Source organism: Ornithinimicrobium carbonis (genome assembly GCF_977012275.1).
On record NZ_OZ348993.1, the window covers coordinates 760,184 to 783,181 of the forward strand.

18 protein-coding genes and 1 pseudogene are annotated in these 22,998 nt (G+C 75.4%); 9 read left to right on the forward strand and 10 right to left on the reverse strand.

What is annotated here, in order from left to right; translation table 11 throughout:
- Nucleotides 1–19: 19 nt before the first annotated feature.
- The 10 genes and pseudogenes from ACWHYA_RS03530 to ACWHYA_RS03575 form a co-directional block, all read right to left on the reverse strand.
- Nucleotides 20–1,018, reverse strand: a pseudogene (locus ACWHYA_RS03530) (alpha/beta hydrolase); the annotation flags it as partial.
- An 86-nt stretch (nucleotides 1,019–1,104) separates the two neighbouring features.
- The gene (locus ACWHYA_RS03535) at nucleotides 1,105–1,626 is read right to left on the reverse strand and encodes an ASCH domain-containing protein (protein WP_425943080.1); all 522 of its coding nucleotides are present in this window, start codon (nucleotides 1,624–1,626) and stop codon (nucleotides 1,105–1,107) included.
- Nucleotides 1,627–1,645: 19 nt separating this feature from the next.
- Nucleotides 1,646–3,388 (reverse strand): substrate-binding domain-containing protein, encoded by a 1,743-nt coding sequence (locus ACWHYA_RS03540; RefSeq protein WP_425943079.1) that lies wholly within the window; start codon nucleotides 3,386–3,388, stop codon nucleotides 1,646–1,648.
- A gap of 192 nt (nucleotides 3,389–3,580) precedes the next feature.
- A complete protein-coding gene (locus ACWHYA_RS03545; RefSeq protein WP_425943078.1) occupies nucleotides 3,581–4,447 on the reverse strand; it encodes an NUDIX hydrolase in 867 nt (288 codons plus the stop codon).
- 20 nt (nucleotides 4,448–4,467) lie between these two features.
- Nucleotides 4,468–6,171 carry a phenylacetic acid degradation protein PaaN gene (paaN, locus tag ACWHYA_RS03550; protein ID WP_425943077.1) on the reverse strand — a complete coding sequence of 568 codons (1,704 nt, stop codon included), beginning with the start codon at nucleotides 6,169–6,171 and terminating at the stop codon, nucleotides 4,468–4,470.
- Nucleotides 6,172–6,175: 4 nt separating this feature from the next.
- On the reverse strand, nucleotides 6,176–6,853 hold the full coding sequence (locus tag ACWHYA_RS03555; RefSeq protein ID WP_425943076.1) for a hypothetical protein: 678 nt from the start codon (nucleotides 6,851–6,853) through the stop codon (nucleotides 6,176–6,178).
- On the reverse strand, nucleotides 6,850–7,782 hold the full coding sequence (locus tag ACWHYA_RS03560; RefSeq protein ID WP_425943075.1) for an MSMEG_6728 family protein: 933 nt from the start codon (nucleotides 7,780–7,782) through the stop codon (nucleotides 6,850–6,852). The genes ACWHYA_RS03555 and ACWHYA_RS03560 overlap by 4 nt, the downstream gene beginning before the upstream one ends.
- Nucleotides 7,783–7,861: 79 nt before the next feature.
- A complete protein-coding gene (paaI, locus tag ACWHYA_RS03565; protein ID WP_425943074.1) occupies nucleotides 7,862–8,335 on the reverse strand; it encodes a hydroxyphenylacetyl-CoA thioesterase PaaI in 474 nt (157 codons plus the stop codon).
- Nucleotides 8,332–9,660, reverse strand: coding sequence for a 3-hydroxyacyl-CoA dehydrogenase NAD-binding domain-containing protein (locus ACWHYA_RS03570; protein ID WP_425943073.1), 1,329 nt, complete (start codon nucleotides 9,658–9,660; stop codon nucleotides 8,332–8,334). Before ACWHYA_RS03570 ends, paaI begins: the two co-directional genes overlap by 4 nt.
- Before the next feature lie 28 nt (nucleotides 9,661–9,688).
- Nucleotides 9,689–10,030: a DUF2200 domain-containing protein gene (locus tag ACWHYA_RS03575; protein WP_425943072.1), complete on the reverse strand. Its 342-nt coding sequence runs from the start codon at nucleotides 10,028–10,030 to the stop codon at nucleotides 9,689–9,691.
- A gap of 177 nt (nucleotides 10,031–10,207) precedes the next feature.
- Here ACWHYA_RS03575 and paaK point away from each other — a divergent pair, with 177 nt between their 5' ends.
- The 9 genes from paaK to ACWHYA_RS03620 all read left to right on the forward strand — a co-directional run bounded on the left by paaK (nucleotide 10,208) and on the right by ACWHYA_RS03620 (nucleotide 22,693).
- Nucleotides 10,208–11,524: a phenylacetate--CoA ligase PaaK gene (gene paaK / locus ACWHYA_RS03580; RefSeq protein ID WP_425943071.1), complete on the forward strand. Its 1,317-nt coding sequence runs from the start codon at nucleotides 10,208–10,210 to the stop codon at nucleotides 11,522–11,524.
- A gap of 102 nt (nucleotides 11,525–11,626) precedes the next feature.
- A complete protein-coding gene (locus ACWHYA_RS03585; protein WP_425943070.1) occupies nucleotides 11,627–15,247 on the forward strand; it encodes an FtsX-like permease family protein in 3,621 nt (1,206 codons plus the stop codon).
- Complete coding sequence (locus ACWHYA_RS03590; protein WP_425943069.1) at nucleotides 15,244–18,036, forward strand: ABC transporter permease; 2,793 nt, start codon at nucleotides 15,244–15,246, stop codon at nucleotides 18,034–18,036. The genes ACWHYA_RS03585 and ACWHYA_RS03590 overlap by 4 nt, the downstream gene beginning before the upstream one ends.
- Nucleotides 18,033–18,938: an ABC transporter ATP-binding protein gene (locus tag ACWHYA_RS03595; RefSeq protein WP_425943068.1), complete on the forward strand. Its 906-nt coding sequence runs from the start codon at nucleotides 18,033–18,035 to the stop codon at nucleotides 18,936–18,938. The genes ACWHYA_RS03590 and ACWHYA_RS03595 overlap by 4 nt, the downstream gene beginning before the upstream one ends.
- Nucleotides 18,935–19,654, forward strand: a complete 720-nt coding sequence (locus ACWHYA_RS03600) for an ABC transporter ATP-binding protein (protein WP_425943067.1) — start codon at nucleotides 18,935–18,937, stop codon at nucleotides 19,652–19,654. Before ACWHYA_RS03595 ends, ACWHYA_RS03600 begins: the two co-directional genes overlap by 4 nt.
- 97 nt (nucleotides 19,655–19,751) lie before the next feature.
- The gene (locus tag ACWHYA_RS03605) at nucleotides 19,752–20,258 is read left to right on the forward strand and encodes a hypothetical protein (RefSeq protein ID WP_425943066.1); all 507 of its coding nucleotides are present in this window, start codon (nucleotides 19,752–19,754) and stop codon (nucleotides 20,256–20,258) included.
- 9 nt (nucleotides 20,259–20,267) lie between these two features.
- Nucleotides 20,268–21,287 carry a UDP-glucose 4-epimerase GalE gene (gene galE / locus ACWHYA_RS03610; protein WP_425943065.1) on the forward strand — a complete coding sequence of 340 codons (1,020 nt, stop codon included), beginning with the start codon at nucleotides 20,268–20,270 and terminating at the stop codon, nucleotides 21,285–21,287.
- A 34-nt stretch (nucleotides 21,288–21,321) separates the two neighbouring features.
- Complete coding sequence (locus tag ACWHYA_RS03615) at nucleotides 21,322–21,702, forward strand: BlaI/MecI/CopY family transcriptional regulator (protein WP_425943064.1); 381 nt, start codon at nucleotides 21,322–21,324, stop codon at nucleotides 21,700–21,702.
- Nucleotides 21,703–21,706: 4 nt separating this feature from the next.
- Nucleotides 21,707–22,693: a M56 family metallopeptidase gene (locus ACWHYA_RS03620; protein WP_425943063.1), complete on the forward strand. Its 987-nt coding sequence runs from the start codon at nucleotides 21,707–21,709 to the stop codon at nucleotides 22,691–22,693.
- Nucleotides 22,694–22,998: the final 305 nt, after the last annotated feature.

Below are 22,998 nucleotides of genomic sequence, written 5' to 3' on the forward strand. Positions count from 1 at the left end.
GCACGTCCGCGGCGAACCGTGCCGGGCGCTCCAGGTGCGGCGCGTGCCCGCACCCCTCGTAGACGACCTCGGTGAACGGGCCGGCCGCCTCGAGCACCGCCCGCACCTGGGACACCATCGGCTGGGTGGGGCAGACCTCCTCGCCGGGGTACCCGGGGACGGCGCCGAGCCGGCCCAGCTGCGCGAGGTCGAACATCGAGGTGTCCGAGACGATCTGGTCCAGGTCGCCCCGGACCCACAGCACCGGCGGGGCGGGGTCCAGGCCGGTGAAGGCGCTCTGGTCGAGGTACTTCGGCGACAGGGCGTTGTTCATCCCGGTGGTGCCCGGGGCCACGCCGGGCCAGTTCGAGGACGTGGTGAGGTCGCCGGGGTAGACGTCCTCCCCCACGGAGGTCTTCAGCATCCCGTCCAGGTAGCGCTGCTCGACGTCGGGGTCGAACGTGAACCCCGGTGCGACGTAGAACTGGCGCAGGGTGGTCAGCGGGCTGGTCGGATCCTCGCCGCGGTCGCCGGCCCCGAGCGCCTGGCAGAACGCCGGGTTGGCTGTGCCACCCCCGGACCCCGCGAAGTCGTCGGCCACCGGACGTCCGTCCAGGCCGGTGGAGCCGCCGAAGCCGTAGGGGCTCCCGGTCGCCTCGAGGACCAGCCGGCGCACGCGGTGCGGGTGGTCGATCGCCAGCTGGAGGACGGCGTTCCCGCCCGCCGACCACCCCAGGGCGTCGACGGGCCCGTCGACGCCGAGGGCGTGGAGCAGGGCGGCCAGGTCGTCGGCGAGGTCGCGCACCCCCCGGGTGGCGTCGATGGGGAGCCGCTCGGAGTCGCCGTACCCACGCAGGTCGGGCGCCACCACGTGGTGGTCGGCGGAGAGGTCCTCCATCAGCTCGTCGAAGAACACCGACGAGCTGACGTTGCCGTGGACGAGGAGCAGGACCGGATCGCCGGGGTCTCCCGCCCGCCGGACGAAGGTGGACAGGCGGTCGGTCCGGACGGTGCTCGTCTCGATGGTCATGCCGCGCATCCTGCCAGCGCCCGACCACGCCTGTCAGGGGTGTGCAGCAGCAGCGCGGGTCGGCGCCGACCTGCGGGACGCAGGGGCAGGGGGGGTCAGGTCCCGGGGTCGGCGTGCTCGGGCGGCCACACCACGACGAACCGCTCGAGCACGATCTCCTGGTCCTGCGACCAGGACTCGCCGCGCGCCGCGCAGCTGCGCGTCCAGTAGCGCCGGTGCTCGCGCCGCCAGCTCTCCAGCGACAGGTCACCCTCCCCCTCGTCCGCGGCGTAGGCCGGGTCGACACCGTCGAAGGTGCCGATCCGCAGCTCGGTGCTGCGGATGACGATGCGCGGCCTGCCCCGACCGTCGCAGGCGATCCAGTGGGAGCCGACCCGTGGCAACGGCTCGCCCTCGGCGAGGAAGTCGGCGACGAGCGCCGAGGTCGCCCGTTTGCCGCCGGCCAGCACCAGGCCGAGCAGCTCGTCGGCCAGCTCCTCGGAGTCACCGAAGTGCTCGACCGTGTGGTCGGGGCAGGCGGCGACGACGTCCGGGTGGGTGGCGGCATACCCCTCCCAGAGCTCCGCCGCGGCGACGAGGTCCGGCGGGCCGGGAGGTGTGCGGTGCTGCCCCGTCACGGCGGTGCCTCTCCCCGCGTCAGGCGGCGCGGCGGGCGACGACGTCGACGAAGACCTGGGGCAGCTCGCGGGGGTCGGTGAGGACCAGGGACTCACCGCCGGCGGCCGTCGCCAGCCGCTCCAGCGCGTCGGCGTCGACGTCCGGACCGACGCCGATGAGGACGACGGTCACCTGCCGGTCCCCCTCCTCACGGGCCTGCTGGAGCAGGGCCACGACCTCGTCCTCCGACAGTCCGCCGGTCGAGTCGTCGTTGATGCCGTCGGTCAGCATGAGCACCGAGCTGATCGCGTCGTCGACGTCCTCGTCCTGCATGGCGCTGTACGCCGCCCAGAGCGAGTCGTGCAGGCCGGTGTCGCCCTGCAGCGTGTCCACCCCGAGCTCCTCGGTGACCCCGAGCAGCACCTCCTGCTGGGTGGCTCCGTCGCCGACCTCGTCGGACAGCGGGCGCAACGGGGCTGCCTCGACGTGGTCCTGGTCCCCGTCGAGCGAGGTCGCGAAGTACCAGACGCCCACGGCGGTCTGCTCGGGGATGACGGCCAGCGCCGTCTGGGCCGCCTGCCGGGTGAGGTCGATGCGGGTGAGGTCATCGTCGACGGGCGCCGCCATCGACCCGGAGATGTCGATGAGCGCCAGGATCCGCGACTGCGGGGCGATGACCGCCCACGTCCCGGCCACCGTGGCGGTAAGCTCCTCGTCCGGGACCTCGGCGGTCGTGCGCACCCGGTCCGGAACGCCGTCGACGCCGGGAGCCTCACCCTCCGTGCCCGGTCGCAGGTGCAGGGCGGCGAGGTCGTCGGCGGCGGTCTCGGAGGTCAGCTCCTCCTGCAGGGCCTCGACCGCCTCGGCGGACCCCTCCTGCCCGACCCGCACGACCGGCATCTGCACGGTGCCCAGGTCCCCGCCGAGCTGCACGCCCTGGAGCTGCTCGCCGTCGGCGACCGCAGCCCCGATCTGCTGCTCGGTGGCCGGGACGAGCGTGTCGGCGTCCGAGCGCAGGGCCGAGAGCGGGTCGCCCTGGACGGCGGTCTGGGCGAGCACGACGAGCAGGCTGCGACCCGGTCCTCCCGGCTCGTCGAGGGCACCCAGCTCGTCGGCGGTGGCCGACAGCAGCGCCATCGTCGCCGGGTCGTTGCGGGGGTCGCCCAGGCGCATGCTCAGCTGGGCGTCCCCGGTGGACGCCTGCTCCTGGTAGACCTGCGCCAGCTCGGCGAAGCTGCTGTCGGGGGTCAGCCCCAGGCTGCCCATGCCGCCGATCGTCTCCGGGGTGCCGGTGAGCAGCACCGGGCTGCTGGCCACCGTCGGGCCGACCTGCAGCTCCACGCCCTCCTGCGCGGCCAGCTGGGCCCACGCCACGGAGCTGGGCAGCCAGACGTCGGGCGCCTCGCCGGAACGGATCTCGGCCTGGGAGGTGGCGGTCTCGCGCTCCTGGACGTCGTAGCTGAAGCAGTCGTCGCCGGCCCGCTCGGCCGCCGCGGTCACGGCCGGCAGCAGCTCGGGGGCCGACCAGACGGTCACCGGGTCGCAGCTGGCCGGGGCGGCTGCGGGGGGCGCGCTGGTGGCCTCCCCGTCGTCGGGAGCAGCGGTGCCCGGGGCGTCCTCGGTCCGGGACGGCGCGTCGGCCGCCGGGTCGTCGGCACCGTCGTCGTCGCCGCCGAGCAGCCAGAAGGCACCCGCTCCCACGGCGGCGACGAGCAGGGCGAGCAGGATCCACAGAAGTCCCCTGCGGTCGTTGTCCTCCGGCGGACGGCTGTGCTTGGCCACCAGCGAAAGGTAGCGCACGACCGCCTGGCGGACACCACGACGGTCCCCCGGGAGGCGGTGGCCGGCTGCCCACGGAAGGCGCCGCGGGCCGCCCACGGAGGGCACCGCGGGCCGCCCGTCGACGGCACCACACGCCGCCCCGGGAAGACACCGTGGGCCGCCCCGGAAGGCACCCCCGGACCGGCCCGCCGGTCAGTCCGGGAGCGTCCCGCGGGGGACGCCGTCCTCCAGGAACAGGGTGCCCGGGCTGCTCCGCATGAGGGCATCGTCGAGCGACCTCAGCAGGCGGGCGACGTACGGGGCGACGTGCTCGGCGGCCTCCTCGAGCGTGCACCAGTGGACGGACCGCAGCTCGGTCCGCTGCAGGACGGCCCGGTCGAGCAGGTCGGCGTGCACGCCCAGGTCGAAGACGAGCAGGAGGGCGTCGGTCCACTGCTTGTAGGGCGGGAGCCAGTCCACGGCGAGCAGGTCCCCGACGGGCAGCTCGACCCCCAGCTCCTCGCAGACCTCGCGCTCGAGGCTGGCCACCGGGGTCTCGTCGGGCTCGGCCACCCCGCCGACCAGGTCCCAGTCGCGCTTGTACGTGAGCTCGCACAGCAGCACGCGGCCCTGGTCGTCCCGGACCAGCCCCTGGACGATGAGCCGCTTGGTGGGCAGCGTCGCGTTGAGCATGCCCAGGAACCCGGCCGGGGTCCCGGGCGAGGGGTCCTCCCGCACCCGACCGAGCCGGAGGGCGTCGCCGGGCGGACCGTCGTCGGCGGCGAGCCGCCCGCGGGCGACCCCCTCCGGCCGGAGCCCGGCGCGCTGCAGCACGCGTCGCCTCCCGTGGTCGTCCGCCCCGACCTCGGCCTCCACCCGGTGGTGGCCGTCGGCGAACGACCGCTCGACCAGCTGGACCACGAGGTCGGTGGCGTCCGTCGGGTCGGCCGGAAGGTGGGTCAGGCCGACCAGCTCGACGACCCCGGGAGCGACGGTCCGGCGCCGGACCCGGCCGGGCAGCCCGGGCTCGACCGGCTCACCGCCCACGGCGCCCGGACCCTCGCCGGGGAGCGGCGGCATACCCGTCCCGTGGTCCGTGCTCAGACGTGCCGCCGGCTCGTGATGACCCGGAACCGGTTGGCCACGAACGCCGCGTCCGCGTAGGCGGCGTTGGCCGCCGGGTTGGCCCCCGTCCCGTGCAGGTCGCTGAAGGCCGCCGTCTGGTTGACGAAGATCTGCCCCGTCAGGTTCTCCGACAGGGCGACCCCGGCCTCGACCGCGGCCTCCCGGGCGTCCTGGAGCACCTGCTCGTCAGTGGAGTAGACGGAGGCCGTCATGCCGCCGTGGGTGCGCACCGTCTCGGCGAACCGCCGCAGCGACTCCGGGGTGTCGGCTGTGCGGACGACGAAGGCGACCGGGCCGAAGCACTCCTGGGTGTAGGCCACCTCGTTGCCCGCGTCCGTGGTCACCAGCGCCGGGGTGCGCACGACGGCGTCGGGGTAGAGGGGGTGGGTGACGGGGCGGGAGTCGAGGAGGACGTCGCCGCCCAGACGCTCCGCCAGGGCGGGGACGTCGGTCGCCCGGCCGCGGACGTCGTCGTTGACGGTGGCGCCGAGCACCTCCACGGCACGGGCGTCGTCGGCGGTGAACCGCTCGATGGCCCCGGCCAGCCTCCGACCGAACTCGTCGGCGTCCAGGTGGCCCTGGTCGGTGTCGACGCCGGTGGCGGGGACGTAGACGTTCTGCGGGGCGGTGCACATCTGCCCGGAGTAGAGGGAGAAGGAGAACGCCAGGTTGCCCAGCAGCCCCTTGAGGTCGTCGGTGGAGTCGACGACCACCGAGTTGAGGCCGGCCTTCTCGGTGTAGACGAGCTTGCCCGCCTTGGCCCCCTCGGTCTCCAGCCAGGCGCCGAACCCCGGGCCTCCGGTGTAGTCGATGATCTTCACGGCCGGGTGCAGGGCCAGGTCCTTGGCGAGGGTGCCGCCGTCGCCCTCGGGCGCCAGCTGGACCAGCGCGGGCTCGAAGCCCGCCTCCAGGAGAACCTCGCGGGCGGTGGCCACGGTGAGCGCCAGCGGCAGGACCGCCCGCGGGTGGGGCTTGACGACGACGGGGTTGCCGGTGGCCAGGCTGGCGAAGATGCCCGGGTAGGCGTTCCAGGTGGGGAAGGTGTTGCAGCCGATGACCAGCGCCACCCCCCGCGGCACGACGCGGTAGTCCTTCTGCATCCGGACCGGCTCGCCCTTGGCCGGCTTCTCCCAGACCACGGAGGCGGGGATGCGGGTCTGCTCCTCGAGGGCGGCCACGACCGCCTCCAGGGCCCGGTCCTGCGCGTGCGGACCACCGGCCTGGAAGCTCATGACGAACGGCTGGCCGCTGGTGTGCATGACGGCGTGGGCCATCTGGTGGGAGCTGGCGTTGATCCGGTCCACGATCTCGGTGCAGACGGCGGCGCGGACCTCGGCGCCGGCGTCCCGCCAGGCCGGCATCGCGGCGAGCGCCGCGTCCATCGCGGCGTCCACGTCCAGCTCGGGGTAGCGCACCCCGAGCGTGGGGCCGTAGGGGCTGACCTCGCTGCCCACCTCGCGGCCGGTCGAGGGCTGGTCCGCGAGCGCGGCGTAGCTGGTGTTCAGGCTGCGCTCGTGGGCGTCCTGGCCGTCCTGGGGGGCGGTCTCCCCGTAGACCCGGGGGCTGGGCGACTCGGGGTAGCGGCTGTAGTAGCTGCGCTCCCGGAGGGCCTGGGCGGCCTCCTCGAGGGTGGTCCGGTGCTTCTCCAGGAGCGGGTGCGTCGTCGCGGTGTCAGGCATGCCGTCAGCCTAACGACACGGGGCGGGGGTGGGCCCTCCCAGCCCGTCGCACCTCGTGCGCGGTGGCCCAGCCCACGAGCGTTCCGCCGACGAGGTTCGCCAGCAGGTCGCGGACGGTGTTGTCGTACCCCCCGACGTTCGTGGACTCCAGGGTCAGCGTCAGCACCCACTCGACGACCTCGTTCACCGCTCCGAACGCACCCGCACCGAGGACCACGACCCACCAGGCCACTGTCGCCCGGTGCTCGGGGACCGGGGCGAGGAGGCGGCCCATCGCCTCCCAGGTGGCCCGGCCGACCACGCCGAAGCCGACCGCGTGCTGCAGGTTGTCGTAGCGCACGACGTCCGGCACCAGCCACCACTGGTAGAGCGTGCCGGAGCCGACCGGGACCATCCCTCCGGCGAGGTGGCCGAGGCCGAAGACGACCAGCCCCCACACCGTCGGTGCGGACAGGCCCACGCGCCGGTGGAGGCGGGCCACGCCGGCGGCCCCCAGCACCAGGACGGTGAGGTAGACCGCCCAGTTGGCCTGGCCGGTCGCGATCCCGAGCGCGAGCAGCGCGGCGGTGCCGAAGAGACCGACGACGAAGGGGAGGGCCAGGTCAGCCGTCCGGCCGCGTGCCCCTGCCGGAACCGTGCCGGCCCGGCCCCCTCCCGCCCGGCGGGAGGGGCTTCCCGTCACCGCGGCCCCGCGTCGACGGGAACGAGCGCCGGGTCGAGCACCACGGAGAACAGCGCCCGGGGGTCCTGCAGCGTCGCCGGGCGGCGGGCGGAGGCCCGCGGCACGACGGCGCGCCAGCGGACCGGTCGGCGGTGCGGGAGCACCTCACGGGGGACGAAGACGTAGTCCCCGACGACCTCGCCGAGCAGCAGCCCGGTGCCGTCCTGCACGGGCAGGCCCACGGGGTCTCCCGGGCGGACCTCGTCCAGGAGCGCGGACAGCTGCCGGAGGTCCTTGGCGGGGCGGCGTCCCGAGCGCTCCCGGGCCAACGAGAGCAGCTCCCCAGGACCTAGACCGTCGGCGTCCACGTCGATGCCGGACCGCGTGCCCAGCCCCATGACGCCGGCGGCCAGGCAGACCCCGAGCTCGGTCTCCGAGGAGGGGCGGACCACCCAGACCCGGGTGCCCTGCGGCTCCGGCGGGGAGGGGAGGTCGTCCGCCCCGGGCCACACGTAGGGCAGGTCGTCCGGCTCGGGGCCGAAGCGCGCGGTGAGCAGCGGGCGGTAGTGGTCGGGGTCCTTGGCGAGCAGGTTGGAGCGGTGGGACCGGTGCAGCGCCTCGTCCCCCAGCCAGGAGGGCAGGAGCCCACCCGCAGCGAGCTGGTCCTGGCTGGTGCCGACGACCTCAGGGGCGAACTCGGCGATGAGCGGCGCCGTGCTGTCGGCGTGCCCCCGCCCGCGCCACTCCTGCACGGTCGCCAACCCGTAGGCCACCAGTGCGGGGATCCGGCCCTGCCACATCCGCACGACCGGGTGGTTGACCCAGCCGTAGTCGGTCAGCTCGAGGGCACGCAGCACCTGCAGCGTCTCGACGCGCTGCTTGCCCAGCCGGGCGTCGTCGAGGAGCCGGGCGCTGTCGTCGAAGCCCGGCACGGGTAGGAAGGTCTGCACCGGACCATCCTGCTGGACCGCGCGTGCAGGCGCACCCGGGCGGCCGGGGAGAGGGCCGGGGCCGGGGCGGCGCCCTCGGTCAGCCGTGGGAGAGCGCGCGGCTGCGGCCGCGGAACTCGGCCACCACCGCACCGTCCTCCCGGGTCACCGTGACGTCGGTGATCCCGCTGCGGCCGTAGGTGATCCGTTCCCGGGCCTCGGCGACGAGGACGTCGTCGAGGCGGCCGGCCGCCACGTAGGTGATGTCGCAGCCGGCCGCGACCGTGGTCCTGCCGGTGGCGTTGCAGGCCAGGGCGAAGGTCGAGTCGGCGAGGGCGAACACGAAGCCGCCGTGGGCGATGTCGTGCCCGTTGACCATGGTCCCGGTCACCCGCATCCGGGTCCGGGCCCGACCCAGGGGTATGCCGTCGCGCGCCTCGACCCCGACGTCGAGCAGCTCGATGCCCAGGTGGGCGGAGGCACGGTCCTGCGCCCACATCCGCCGCACGTGCTCAAGGCCGGGCGGCGTGGCAGGAGCGTCGCCGGCGGTCTCGCCGGTGGCGCCGGCGCTCACAGGGCCTCGCTCGGCCGGTAGCGGCCGCCCGGGTAGACCAGGTCGAGCTCGGCGAGGGTCTCCCGGACCCGGTCGGCGCCCAGCTCGGCCAGCCAGCCGAAGGGCCCCTGGGGGTAGTTGGTCCCCAGCCGCATCGCGGTGTCGACGTCCTCGGCCGAGGCCTCCCCGCGGTGGACCAGGTCGACCCCCTCGTTGACGAGCATCGCCAGGGTGCGGGCGACCGGGTCGGTGACCACGGTCCCGCCGACGAGCCGGGTGGCCAGCTCCTCGTCGGGGTCGGCGTCGACGGCCCGGCCCTCCTCGTCGTAGGTGAACACGCCCCTGCCGGTCTTGCGACCCAGGCGGCCCTCCCGCACGAGGAGGCGCTGGTAGTCGGTCGGTGCGTAGCGCGGATCCTCGTCCGTCTGGTGCCACACCGACTCCCCGACGGCGAGGTTGACGTCCTGGCCGATGAGGTCGGTCAGCTCCATCGGCCCCATCCGGAAGCCGGCCCGCCGCAGGGCCAGGTCGACGGTGGCCGCGTCGACCAGCCCCTCCTGCACCATCCGCTGGGCCTCCCCGTAGAACGGTCGCGCGACCCGGTTGACGATGAACCCGGGGGTCGAGGTGCATTGCACAGGGGTCTTGCCCCAGCGGCGCACCAGCTCGGCCGCTGCTTCGAGCACCGCGGGGTCGGACCGTTCGCCCCGGACGACCTCGACGAGGCGCATCACCGGCGGGGGGTTGAAGAAGTGAAGGCCCAGGACCCGGCCGGGGTGACGGAGCGCGGGCGACCGACCGCCGTGCAGCGCCGCGTCGTGACCGGTCGTGGCCTCCCCGACGATGGCGTCGATCGACAGGCTGGACGTGTTGGTCGCCAGCACCGTGTCCGACGGCTGGGCCTCCTCGAGCTGGCGGAAGATCACCCGCTTGACGTCGAGATGCTCGACGACCGCCTCCACGACGAGCGCGACCGGCGGCACGGTGGTCATGTCGGACGTGGCCACCGTGGTGATGCGCGCGAGCAGCGCGTCGACGTCCGCCTGCTCCGTCCTGCCCCTGGCCACCTGGCGGGCCAGGCCGGCCCCGATGCGGTCCACGGCCTTCGCCGCGGCCCCCTCCTGGGCGTCGACCAGGTGCACGGGGTGCCCGGCCCCGGCGGCGACCTGGGCAATACCGGCTCCCATCGCGCCGGCCCCGATGACCGCTACGGGGGTGTCCGCAGGATCAGCGAGCAGGGGCGAGGCGGGCAGCGGTGCCTGCTCGGTCCCGGGTGCGGCCGGGTCGGTCCCGGGCGGGGGCAGGTCCGTCTCCGCCCGGGTCTCGTCGTCGTGCGGCGTCGTCATGCGCCCACTGTGGCACGACGCCCGGGCCTCACCCGCGCAGCACCTTCTGCATCGCCTTGCCCCTGGCCAGCTCGTCGACGAGCTTGTCCAGGTAGCGGATCTTCTGCATGAGGGGGTCCTCGACGTCCTCGACGCGCACCCCGCAGACCACCCCTGTGATCTGGTCGACCCGCGGATTGAGCTCGGCGGCGGCGAAGAAGTCCTCGAACGTCGTCCCGGCGTCCAGGTGGCGCTGCAGGGCCTGCTCGTCGAACCCGGTGAGCCACTCGACGACCTCGTCCAGCTCGGCCTTCGTGCGTCCCTTGCGCTCCACCTTGGTGACGTAGTGCGGGTAGACCGAGGCGACGCTCGTGGTGAAGATGCGGTGCATCTCTGGAGCGTAGTGCGGCCGGCTCCTGCGCACGCGGTTGCAGGGCTCTCCGCGGGCCTGCTCACCACGGCGGGAAAGGTCACCTGCAGCGGGGAGGAACGCGCTGCGGGTGACGCTTCCCGCTGCCGGTCGGAACGGCATACCCTGCCCTGAGCCGCCCCGACGAAGAGGTGAGGTATGACACTGCCGACGATCGACCCCCGACCGGACCTGCACGACGAGGCCGAGACCTGGTCGGTCGACCAGCTGCGGGCCGTGCAGCTGGAGCGGCTGCAGGGCTGCGTGCGGCGGGCGTACGAGGGGGTGCCGCACTACCGGCGGCAGCTGGAGGAGCGGGGCGTCCATCCCGACGACGTCCGGAGCCTGGAGGACGTCCGGCTGCTGCCCTTCACGACCAAGGCGGACCTGCGCGACAACTACCCGTTCGGGATGCTCGCCGTCCCCCGCGAGGAGTGCGTACGCCTGCACGCGAGCTCGGGGACGACCGGGCGCCCCACCGTCGTGGGCTACACGCGGGGCGACATCGACACCTGGGCCGGCCTCGTCGCCCGGTCGTTGCGCGCCGCGGGGGTCCGCCCCGGGCACCTGGTCCACGTGGCGTACGGGTACGGGCTGTTCACCGGCGGGCTGGGCGCCCACTACGGCGCCGAGCGGCTCGGGTGCACCGTGGTGCCGATGAGCGGCGGGCAGACCGAGAAGCAGATCCAGCTGATCCAGGACTTCCGGCCGGACGTCATCATGGTGACGCCGTCCTACTTCCTGGCCCTGGTCGACCACGTCAGGGAGCTCGGGCTCGACCCGGTCGAGACGTCGCTGCAGATCGGCGTCTTCGGCGCCGAGCCGTGGACCGAGGCGATGCGCGCCGAGATCGAGGGCACCTGCGGCATGCACGCCACCGACATCTTCGGGCTCTCGGAGATGATGGGCCCGGGGGTGGCGCAGGAGTGCGTGGAGACCAAGGACGGGTTGACGCTGTGGGAGGACCACTTCCTGCCCGAGGTCGTGGACCCGCTGACCGACGAGCCGGTGCCGGACGGGGAGGAGGGCGAGCTGGTCCTCACCGCGCTGACCCGCGAGGCGATGCCGGTGCTGCGCTACCGCACCCGCGACCTGACCCGGCTGCTGCCCGGTACGGCCCGCCCGTCGATGCGGCGGATGGCGAAGATCACCGGACGCAGCGACGACCTGATGATCGTGCGCGGCGTCAACGTCTTCCCTACCCAGATCGAGGAGCTGGTGCTGGCCACCGAGGGGCTGACGCCGCACTTCCAGTGCGTGCTCTCCCGGCCGGGCCGGATGGACCAGCTGACGGTCAACGTCGAGGGCGCCCCGGGGCTGGACGAGGCACGTCGGGCCTCGATCGCGCGCGAGCTGGGCCACCAGATCAAGTCGCGGATCGGCACCAGCGCCCAGGTCGTCGTGCTGACCGAGGGCGGCATCGAGCGGTCGGTCGGCAAGGCGCGCCGGATCGTGGACCTGCGGGAGAAGGGCTGACCACGGTCCTGCACGGATGGCCGTGGACGGTCCCGGAGCGGAGACCGAGGGGGGCGAGACCTGCCGGAGGAGACGTCGGTGGCCGCGTCTAGTGTTCGGCCCATGACGACGTGGTGGGGGTGGGCGATCCGTCGCGCCCGCGCGTCCACCGGTCTGCTGCTGACCCTCCTCGTCCTCGTCACCGCCACCACCGCGATCCTCGCCGGGACGGTCGGGTACTCGGGCGCGGCGGCGACGACCGCCGCCCGGGCCTCGCTGACCGGGGCCGTGCCGCAGGAGGCCGGGATCCGGGTGCAGACCCGCCAGGCCGAGGACCCGCAGGCCCAGGACGCGGCCGCCCGCCGTCTCGTCGACGAGGCGTTCTCCCCCGCCCCCGTCAGCGTCCAGCGCACGGTCGTCAGCGAGCCGCGCCCGGTCGGCCTCGGGGGGACCGGCCTGGAGGGCAGGCTCGTCGTCCTGGGCAGCGCCTCCCTCACGCCGCAGGACGCCTCCGCGCAGGAGCGGGTCGAGATCGTCGTAGGGAACTGGCCCGCCCCGGACGCCGAGCCGGTCCAGGGCATGCTGCACGCCGCGGCGGCCGAGAGCTGGGGCGTGCAGGTCGGGGACACCCTCGACGTCGGCGGCGGCGTCGTCGAGGTGGTCGGGATGTGGCGCCCCGTGGACGCCGACGACGCCTTCTGGTTCGGCGACCCGCTCGTGGCCGCCGGTCGGGACGGGGACGACCGCGGGCCGCTGGTCGTGCCGCCGGACGGCGTGGTCCGCGTCGTGGAGGCCCCCTTCGTCCGGTGGACCGTCCAGCCCGACGCGAGCAGGATCCAGCCGGACGACCTGGCCCACCTGGCCTCCGCTGCCGCCAGCCTGCGGTCGTCGATGAAGACGCCCGAGGTGGACGTCCGCGGCGTGACCGTCGACGGCGACCTGGCCCCCACCGCCGGCACGGCCGCGACCAACCTGGCCACGGCCCGGGCCCTGGGCGTCGTCCCGCTCTCGGTGCTCGTCCTGGTGACGATGCTGTCCGTGGTCCAGCTGGCCAGGCTCCTGGCGACCACCCGGGAGCCGCAGCACCAGCTGCTGCTGGCCCGCGGGGCGACCGGCGCCCAGGTGATGGGCAGCACCGTCGTCGAGTCCGCCGTCGTCGCGCTGGTCGGCACCGCCCTCGGCGGCGCTGCCGCGTGGGGAGTCCTGCAGGCCGTGCCCGCCGGGGACGGCCAGGGGTCCACGGTGGTGCGGGTCGCTCTGCTGACCGGCACCGCGGTCCTCGCCGTGCTCGTCGCCGTCGCAGGGCTGCAGGTGCGCCGGCTCACCGCGGGAGGTCGGGCCGACGTGTCCGGGCGCACCCGGGCCGCGACCGCGCTGGCCACCGTGGTGCTGGTCCTCGGCGCGGCGGCCGTGGCCTGGTGGCAGCTGCGTCGGCACGGGTCCCCCGTCGTGACCCGGGAGGACGGTTCCCTCGGCACCGACCTGGTCGCCGGCGCCGCACCGGCGCTGCTGCTGGCCGCCGCCGCGGTCGTGGCGATGGCCCTGCTGGGCCCGGTCGGCCGGCTGGTCGAGGTCCTCACCCGCCCGGGCCGGGGCGCCACCGGTCACCTGGCCGCCGCCCAGGTCTCCCGCCGGCTGCCGGTCTACGCCGTGCCCGCCGTCCTCACGGTCCTCGCCGTCGGGGCCACGACCCTGTCGGGGCTCTACGCCGGCACCTCGGCCCAGCTGCGGGACGACCTGCGCTCGGTGGCCCAGGGCGCCCCCGTCCGGGCCGTGCTGGCGGAGCCCCCGGCCACCGTCGATCCGGGGGTGGTGGCTCCGCCCCCGCCGACCCTTCAGGGCACACCGGGTGTCCTGCGGTCCGCACCCGTGTGGGTCGACGACGGTGCCCGGCTCGGCGACGCGCAGGTCCGGCTCACCGTCTCCCCCGTCGCCGACCTGGCGGCCGTGGCGACCCGGCCGCAGCTGGCCGGCACCTCGACGAGGGAGGCGGAGCCGGACGGGGGCGGGGGCGGGGGCGGGGGCGGGGCCATCCACCCGCTCGTGCCCGTCGTGGCCCTCACGACGGAGGGCCCGACCGCGGACGGCATTCCTCTCCCCGACGGCACGACCACCCTCGAGGCGACCCTGGACGTCGAGCTCACCGTCGAGGAGGAGTCCCTGCGCACCCTCCAGGAGGGGTATGAGCAGGACGTCCAGAACTACGTCGACGGGGCGTACGGCGGCGGACCGCTCCCCGAGGAGGATGCCAGGTCGCTGGCCCGTCAGGTCGTCGACGACCAGCTCCGCGCCGCCGCGGACGACCGGAGGGTCACCTGGACCGTGTCGCTGACCCTCCTCGACCCGACCAGCGGGACGCTCGACGTCGTGGACGGCCCACCGCTCACCGTCCAGCGGCCGGTGGTCACGCCGCAGGAGGGCCGTCCCTACACCGAGGCCGAGGTCGAGCCCGGTGGCGGTGCCGGCACGCTCACCTTCACCCTTCCCGAGGGCAGCACCCAGGTGCTCCTGGACGTCCGCCTCGAGGCCCCGCTCACGCCGCAGGACCGGTGGGACCCCGTGCCCGCGCAGGTGGACGCGCGACTCTCGGTGACCACCGGCGACGGCGACCACGTGCTCGGCCCGGCCACCGACGACTGGGGGGCTGAGCAGCTGGCCCCGCCGGACGTGGCACGGGCCGCGCAGGACGACGCCGAGCGCCTGGCGGCCGAGGCGCAGGCCGAGGGCCGCGACCTCGTGGAGACGAGGGTGGACGCGGTCACCGGCGACATCTGGGTCTTCGACGACGCGGCCTTCGTGCCCGCGTCCCTCGACACGTCGCAGAGCACCTGGACCCTGCGCGGGGCGGGCCGCCGCAACTGGCCCGAGGAGACTGTCGTCGTGGGTCCCGGTCGCAGCTACCGCCCTCCCCCGGCCGAAGGACCGCTCGCCCCGCCGGGCACGGCCGGCAGCACCGACGCCGCCGTCGAGCCGGTGCCGGTGGCCCTCACCCCCGAGGCGGCCCGCGCCGCCGAGCTCGGCGTCGGCGACGCCGCCCTGGTCGAGGCGTTCGGGACCGACGTGCCGGTCACCGTCGCCGCCCTGGTGCCGGCGGTTCCCGGCACCCTCTCCCCCCGCGCCGCCCTGCTCGACCGCGACGGCCTGGTCCGGGCGCTGGCCGTCGACGACCGCGGGCTCCCCTTCCCGACCGAGCTGTGGGCCGCGACCGCCCCCGGTGAGGAGACGGCCGTGATCGAGGCGCTCGCCGGTCGTGACGACGTGGTCTCCGCCGCCGGGCCCGCCTCTCGCGCCGCGCTCGTCACCGACGCGACCGGCGCCGCCCGTCGGGTCTTCTGGGTGGCCTCGGCCGGGGCCGTCCTGCTGGCGGCCACCGGCATCGGCGCGGTCGCGGCGACCCTGCTGGGTGGGCGTCGGCCCGAGGTGGCGGTGCTGCGGGCGCTGGGCATGCCGCCGGCCGCCCAGGCGCGATCCCGGGCCCTCGAGCTCGGCGGCGTGGTGGCCGCCTCGGTCGCCCTCGGGCTGGGCGCGGGCCTGCTCGTCGCCCGGGCCGTCGTGCCCGAGCTGGCGCGCTCCACCACGGCCGCCGACCAGGTCGCCCTGGCCGCTCCGTTGCACCTGGAGGTCCTGCCGTGGGCCTCCCTGATGAGCGTCGGCGCGGTCGCCGTCGCCGCGGTCGTGCTCGCCCAGGCGACCCGGGTGCGCCGGCAGGCGCTGGACACCGGCTACCGGGAGGAGATCCGGTGAGCGGGCGCCACCGCGGGACGCGACGGCATACCGGAGCAGGTATGGCGTGGCGCCAGTTCGCCGCCGACCCGTGGGTCTCCGTGGGGCTGGCCCTGCTGGTGGCTGTGGTCTCCCTGCTGCTCACCGCGGTGCCGCGCGCCCTGCAGGACGTCAACGACCGTCAGCTCGCCCAGGACGTCGGCGGCCTGTCCGCCCTGCAGCGGGACGTCACCGGCCGGTGGAGCAGCACGGTGGAGGTGCCGGCCCCGCCGGGGGTCGACCCGTGGGCGCCGTTCGAGGAGGGCGCGACGCGCATCCGGGCCGCCCAGCCCGAGCCGTTGCGGTCGATGCTGCAGGAGGCGCAGATGTACGCCCGCGCCACCACCGCGGTCGAGCACGTCCCGGACGTGGAGAGCGGCTACTACGGCGCGGACGTGGCCGTCCACGCGGACCCGGACCTGGCCGAGCACGTGGAGGTCGTCGACGGCACGCTCCCGGGCCCGTGGGGCGGGCCCGGGGTCGACGCGTCCGACGACGCCGGGGGTGGAGGAGGCGACGTCGGAGCGGACGGAGGACGACGCGACGTCGGAGCGGACGGGGGACCCGGTGACGGGGTGCCGGTGGTCGTCCTCGAGGAGGCCGCGGAGGAGCTGCTGTGGGAGGTCGGCGACCGGGTCGGTCCGCTGGTGGTCGCCGGCACGTACCGGCCGCTCGACCCGCAGGACCCGCGATGGCAGCACGTCGACAACGGCGTCCGGATGGGGGTGCTCTTCGACCCCAACCGCGGGCAGGCCGCCCTGGTCACCGCGTTCGTGGACCCCGGCAGCCGCGGCTACCTCGGTCAGCCGACCGCGGTCCGGCACGAGCTGTGGTTCCCCGTCGACCCGGCGGCCGTGTCCGGGACGGGCGTGGACGTGGGTCTGGTCCGCCGGCAGCTCACCGGCATGCTCGCCCAGCAGCACACGCTCGTGGAGGCCGGCGACCCCGCGCTGGGTCCGATCGAGGCCGACCAGACGCCCGCGTTCGCGACCGGGCTGACCGGCACCCTCGACCAGGTGGTCCGCCAGCAGCGGGCGACGTCCTCGCTGCTCGCGGTGGTCGCCGCCGGGCCCCTCGGGGTCGCGCTGGCGGTCGTCGGCCTTGCCGCCCGGCTGGTGGTCCAGCGGCGCCGTCCGTCCGTGGCGCTCGTGCTGGCCCGGGGGGCCGGCCCTCGGCAGCTGCGGTGGATCGCGATGGTCGAGGGGCTTGCCGTCGGGGTCCCGGCGGCCCTCCTCGGCCACGTCCTGGCCCGGGCGCTGCTGCCCGGGGGCGGGCGCTGGCAGGAGTGGTTGGTCACGGCGGCGGTGGCCGCCGCCCCGGCGGTCGCGCTGGCCGCGTCCGTCGACGACGCCTCCCTCCTGCAGACCCGGCGCGACCTCTCCCGCCGCAGCAGCTCGCGGTGGCGGTGGGTCGTGGAGGCGGCCGTCGTCGCCCTGGCCGGGCTGGCCACCTGGCGGCTGCTGGACCGCAGCTCGCGGGGCGACGACCCGGGGACCTCCGGCGTCGACCTGCTCGCGGCCGCCACCCCGGTACTGCTGGCGCTGGCCGCGTGCGTCGTGGCCCTGCGGCTCTACCCGGTCCCGCTCGCCGCCCTCACCCGGGTGCTCCGCGACCGCCGGGGGCTGACGCCCTTCCTCGGCGCGGCCCGTGCCCTGCGCGACCCCGCCGGAGGACTCGTCCCCACCCTGGCCGTCGTCCTGGGGACCACCGTCGCGCTGGTCAGCGCGGTGCTGCTGACGACGGTGACCCGCGGGGCCGAGGCCGCAGCGTGGCAGGCCAACGGTGCCGCCGTCCGCGTCAACGGCCCGGTGATGACGGACGCGCTGGTCGAGCAGCTCGCCGGCGTCGAGGGGGTGGCGGCGGTCGCCCGGGTCGCGGACGTCGGCACCACCCAGGAGCTCTTCGTCGACGGTGACCGCACGCCGCTGCGGATCCTCGTCGTGGACCCCGCGCTGGAGCAGGTGGTCGGCCCCGGGTCGCCCGCCCCCGGTCCGTCGTCGCGGCTGTACGCCGACGGCGGCCCCATCCCCCTGGTCACCGGGGGCGACGCCCCCGACCGGGTGGGCGCGGCGACCCTGCGGGGCGTGGACGGGCCGGTCGAGGTCGTCGGGCACCTTCCCGAGCTGCCCGGCGTGCAGACGCCCGGCAGCTGGGCGCTCATCGACGCCGACCGGTGGACCGACCTCGGACGCCGGATGCCCACGGCCCGGGCGGCGCTGGTCTCGACCACCCAGGAAGCGGACACCGGTGCGGTCGCGGACGCGGTGCAGAAGCTCGTCGGCCCAGGGGTGGTCACCACCGTCCAGGAGGAGCTGGACTCCTTCACCTCGGCCCCTGTCACGACCGGGCTCACCCGGGCCTTCGTCGGGGCCACCGTGCTGACGGGGCTGCTCACCGTGCTCGCCGTCCTCGTCGTCCAGCTCATGGGGACCGCGGCTCGCTCCCAGCTGCTCGCCGTCCTGCGCACCCTGGGGCTTCGCCCCGGCCAGACCCGTGCGCTGACCGCCTGGGAGCTGGGTCCGGTGCTGGCCACCTCGCTCCTGGTCGGCGCGGTCCTCGGGCTGGCGGTGCCCTGGGTGCTCGTCCGGGCCCTCGACCTCACCGGTCTGACCGGCGGGCGGTCCCAGCCGCCCCTGGCCGTCGACCCGCTCGTCGTCGGCGCCGTCCTGGCCGCCGTCGTCCTGACCGTCCTGACCGCCGTCACCGTCAGCGCCCGGCTCGCCGGGCGCACCAACCTCGCGCAGGCCCTGCGCGTCGGGGAGGACCGATGAACGCCACACCCGCACGACCCGACATCTGGTGCGAGGACCTCGTGCGCATCTACTCCACCGAGGGCGTGGAGGTGCAGGCCCTGCAGGGGCTCAACCTCGTCGTCGACCCCGGTGACGTCGTCGCCCTCGTCGGCGCCTCCGGCTCGGGCAAGTCGACCCTGCTCACCATCCTCTCCGGGCTGGACCGTCCCACCGGTGGCCGCGCCCGGGTCGCCGGGGTCGACCTGATGGCCATGAGCCGGGCGCAGCGGGTGGACTACCAGCGCTCCGTCGTCGGCTTCGTCTGGCAGCAGACCTCGCGCAACCTGCTGCCCTTCCTCACCGCGGCCGACAACGTGGCGCTGCCGATGGTCATCAGCGGGCGGAAGGAACGGGCCGCCCGGGTCGAGGAGCTGCTTGGCCTGCTGGGCGTGGCCGACTGCGCCGGCCGGCGTCCGGCCCAGCTCTCCGGCGGCCAGCAGCAGCGGGTGGCGATCGCCACCGCCCTGGCCAACTCCCCCTCCGTGCTGCTCGCCGACGAGCCGACCGGCGAGCTGGACGACGCCGCCTCCGAGCAGGTGCTCGGGGCGATGCGCTCGGCGGCCGAGGAGCTGGGCACCACCGTCCTCGTCGTCACCCACGACCCCACCGTCTCCGACCACGTGCGGCGCACGGTCCAGATCCGGGACGGGCGCACCTCCACCGAGGTGCTGCGCCAGAGGGTCGTGGACGCCGACGGCGTGGAGCGGACGGTCGCCCGGGAGTACACCGTCATCGACCGGGCCGGCCGCATCCAGCTGCCCCGTGCCCACGTCGAGGAGCTCGGGCTGCACGACCGGGTCCGGATCGAGAAGGAGAGCAGCCACGTGCAGGTCTGGCCGGACGACGAGACGCACGGCACCGAGGGGACGGAGAAGCGGTGAGCGGGCAGGAGCGGCCGACCGGAGGGCACCCGGTCGTCGTCCTGGCGGCGCGGGGCCTGCACCGGACGTTCGGCACCGGTCCGACGCAGGTGTACGCACTGTCGGGCGTCGACCTGGACGTGCCGGGCGGGCGGCTGACCGTGGTGCGCGGACCGTCGGGGTCGGGCAAGACGACCCTGCTCAACCTGCTCGGCGGGCTGGACCGGCCCACCTCCGGGCAGGTTCTCCTCGACGACGGCAGGGTGCTGTCGGAGCTGCCCGAGAGGGAGGTCCTCGCCGTCCGGCGCGAGCGGATCGGCTACGTGTTCCAGAGCTTCGGCCTCGTCCCGGTGCTCTCCGCCGAGGAGAACGTCGAGGTGCCGCTGCGGTTGCGGCAGGTCCCCGCGGGCGAGCGCTCCGCCCGGGTCGCCGAGGCACTGGCGATGGTGGGGCTGGACCGGCACGCGCGGCAGCGCCCCTACGAGCTCTCCGGGGGCCAGCAGCAGCGGGTCGGCATCGCCCGGGCTCTTGTCGGGCGACCGGACATCCTGATCGCCGACGAGCCCACGGGCCAGCTGGACTCCGACACCGCCGCCACGATCATGGACCTGCTCGTCGACCTCACCCACGCCCGGGGCATCGCCAGCGTCGTCTCCACCCACGACCCCGTCCTCATGGGCCGGGCCGACCAGGTCGTGGAGCTGCACGACGGTCGCCGGGCGGGCGGGAACGCCTGATCCACCGACCCGGGCCGGGCGGGTGGGGACGCCTGATCCTCCGACCCGGGCCGGGCACCGACGAGCGGGCGAGACGCCAGGGTGGCACCATCGGAGGATGAGCACCGAGGACACCACCGGAGACCTGCAGCCGCTGCCCTCCGACGAGCGCCCCACGGCCGCGGTCCCCCCGGGCGTGCACGAGGACATGCTGCCCGTGGCCGAGGACCTTCCCATGACGAGGATGCGGCGCGGCTACGACACCGAGCAGGTCGACGCCCTGGTCGAGGACGTCTTCGACGCCGTCCGCTCCGGCGGGCGCGCCCCGGTGATCGCCGAGACCCGCTTCCGGGGGACCACCGGACTGCGCAGCGGCTACGAGGAGAGGGCGGTCGACGACTACCTCGACGCGCTGGCCGAGGCCGTGGGGCAGCAGGCCACGCCGGAGCCCTCGGCCGGGGCGCCCCGCCACCCCGGTGCGGAGCAGAACCCCGATGACGCCGGACGACTCGGACGCCCCGAGACGCGCGGTGCCGACCCGACGGGCGAGCCCGCAGGCTCACCGCTCGACGAGGCGACCTACCGCGCTGACGACGGCCAGCCTGGGGACCACCCCCGCCCGTAGGGTGGGGTCATGCGCGTCCTGGTCACCGGCGGAGCCGGGTACATCGGCTCCCACACGGTGCTGCACCTGCTCGCGGCCGAGCACGAGGTCGTCGTGGTCGACGACTTCTCGAACGCCCGCCCGGCGGTCGTCGACCGGCTCGCCGAGCTCGCCGGCCGTCCCGTCGAGGTGCACCGGCTCGACGTCACCGACCGCGAGGGTCTCGACCGGGTCGTCGACGGCGCGGGCTTCGGGGCGGTCGTGCACTTCGCGGCCTACAAGGCCGTCGGGGAGTCCGTGGCCCGACCGCTGGACTACTACCGGAACAACCTGGGCGCCACGATCGCGGTCGCCGAGGCGATGGTGCGTCACGGCATACCCCACCTGGTGTTCTCCTCCTCGGCCACCGTCTACGGCGCGGACGCGCCCGTGCCGATGACCGAGGACCTGCCGACGTCGGCGACCAACCCCTACGGGTGGACCAAGGTGATGAACGAGCAGATCCTCCGGGACGCCGTCGCCGCCCACCCCGGGCTGCGGGTGGCGCTGCTGCGCTACTTCAACCCGGTCGGCGCCCACCCGTCGGGGCGGATCGGCGAGGATCCGGCGGACGTGCCGAACAACCTGATGCCCTACGTCGCGCAGGTGGCGGTGGGCCGGCGGGAGAGCCTGGCCGTCTTCGGGAACGACTACGACACGGTCGACGGGACCGGGGTGCGCGACTACATCCACGTCGAGGACCTGGCCGCCGGGCACGTCGCGGCGCTCGGGCGGATCGCCGCCCACGACCAGCCCCTGTCCGTGTGGAACCTGGGCACCGGCCGCGGCACCTCCGTGCTGGAGCTGGTGCACGCGTTCGAGCAGGCCAGCGGGCGGTCCGTGCCCTACGAGGTGGTCGACCGCCGACCGGGCGACGTCGCCTCCTCCTACGCCGACCCCTCCCTCGCCGAGCGCGAGCTGGGCTGGCGGGCGACCCGGACGGTCGCGGACATGTGCGCCGACACCTGGCGGTGGCAGCAGGCCAACCCGCAGGGATACCCCGCCGGGTAGGGTCAAAGCCGACGCGCCGTCGTAGACTGGACCCATGCCTCGTCGTCAAGCTGCCCTGGGAGACCTGGAGCGCGTCGTCATGGACGCCCTGTGGACCCACGGCCCCGACCTCACCGTCCGCGACGTCATGGAGCGGATGGAGGGCACCAAGGAGCTGGCCTACACCACGATCATGACCGTCCTGGACCGGCTGGCCAAGAAGGGCCTGGCGCAGCGCACCCGGGACGGGCGGGCGTGGCGCTACACCGCCGCCTCCTCGCGCGAGGCGCTCGCCGCGACGGCGCTGCGCTCGACGCTGGAGAACGTCCAGGCCGACCGCACGCTGGCGATGATGCACTTCCTGGACGACGCCTCCCCGGCCGAGCTGGACGACCTGCGGGCCGCCCTCGCCGAGGTCGAGCGCCGCCACACCTGACGCCGTGACGGGGGTCGTCGTCACCGCAGCGCTGATCCTCGGCGCCCTCCTGCTGACCCTCGTCGCCCCCCACCTGCTCGCCGGCCGCACCGGCCTGCGGGCGGCGCCGGGACCGGCCCTGCTCCTGTGGCAGGCGGTCAGCCTGGCCGGCGTGGCCAGCGCGCTGCTCGCGGCCCCGGTCGCCGCGCTCGTCCTGCCGACCGACCGCCCGTGGCTGCTGGCCGCGGCGGTCGTCCTGTCCGGCCTGATGCTCGCCCGGCTGCTCTGGTCGGGCCACCGGGTCGGCACCGACCTGCGCCGGCGGCGTGCCCGCCACCGTGAGCTGGTCGACCTCGTCGGGGACCGGCTGGGCCCGGGCGTCGACGGCACCCCGACGGGGGTGGACCGGGCGGGCGCCGCGCACCGGCCGTCGGGCCCGCACGTGCCGCGACGCCACCCGGTCGCCGTCGTGGCCCATGCCAGCCCGACCGCCTACTGCCTACCCGGTCGCGACGACCGCATCGTGCTGAGCAGCGCCGCCGTCGACCGGCTGGACGACGACCAGCTGGGAGCCGTCCTCTCCCACGAGCTCGCCCACCTGACCCAGCGCCACGACCTGCTCCTGGAGCTGTTCACCGTGCTGCACGAGGCCGTGCCCGCCCGGGTCCGGGCCGACCGCGCGCTCGGGGAGGTCCACCTGCTGGCCGAGATGCTGGCCGACCGCACCGCGGCCCGGTCCACCGGCCCGACGGCCCTCGCCAGGGCGCTCGTGGCGATGGCCGTGCCGGCCGGGGACGCCCCCGGGCGCACGGGCGAACCCCTCGGCGCGGGTGCGGGCACCGCATACCTGGTCGACCCGGGCCCGGCCGTCGGGTCCGGTCAGGTCGCGGTCCGGGTCCGGGCCCTGGCGGCGCCTCCCCGGCCGCGCGGGATGCGCACCGGCCTGATCACCGCCTCGCTCGTGGTGCTGCTGCTGCCGCCGGCGCTGGCCCTCCTGGCCGTCGCCGGCTGAGCCACCCGCCGCAGCCGGCGGCGACGCCCGGCCCGCACGTCCAGGCAGCAGACCTGTCACAGATCGGGTGATATGTCCGCCGATCGCGCAGCGTCTCGCTGCATCGACGCCCGGCCGACGGTGAGGGCGACGGTGACGGCAGGGCCCCCCCCTGTGAGCGACCCCACGGTGTCTGGTGCGTCACAGTTCCTCTAAATTCCCTCTCCCGGCCCTGACGGCGGAGTAGGTTACGACCGTAGGTAGTACGTGCCCGCACCCAGCGGGCCGTCCGCACGCCGCGCCCCGGGGGCGCCGGTTCCGTCAGG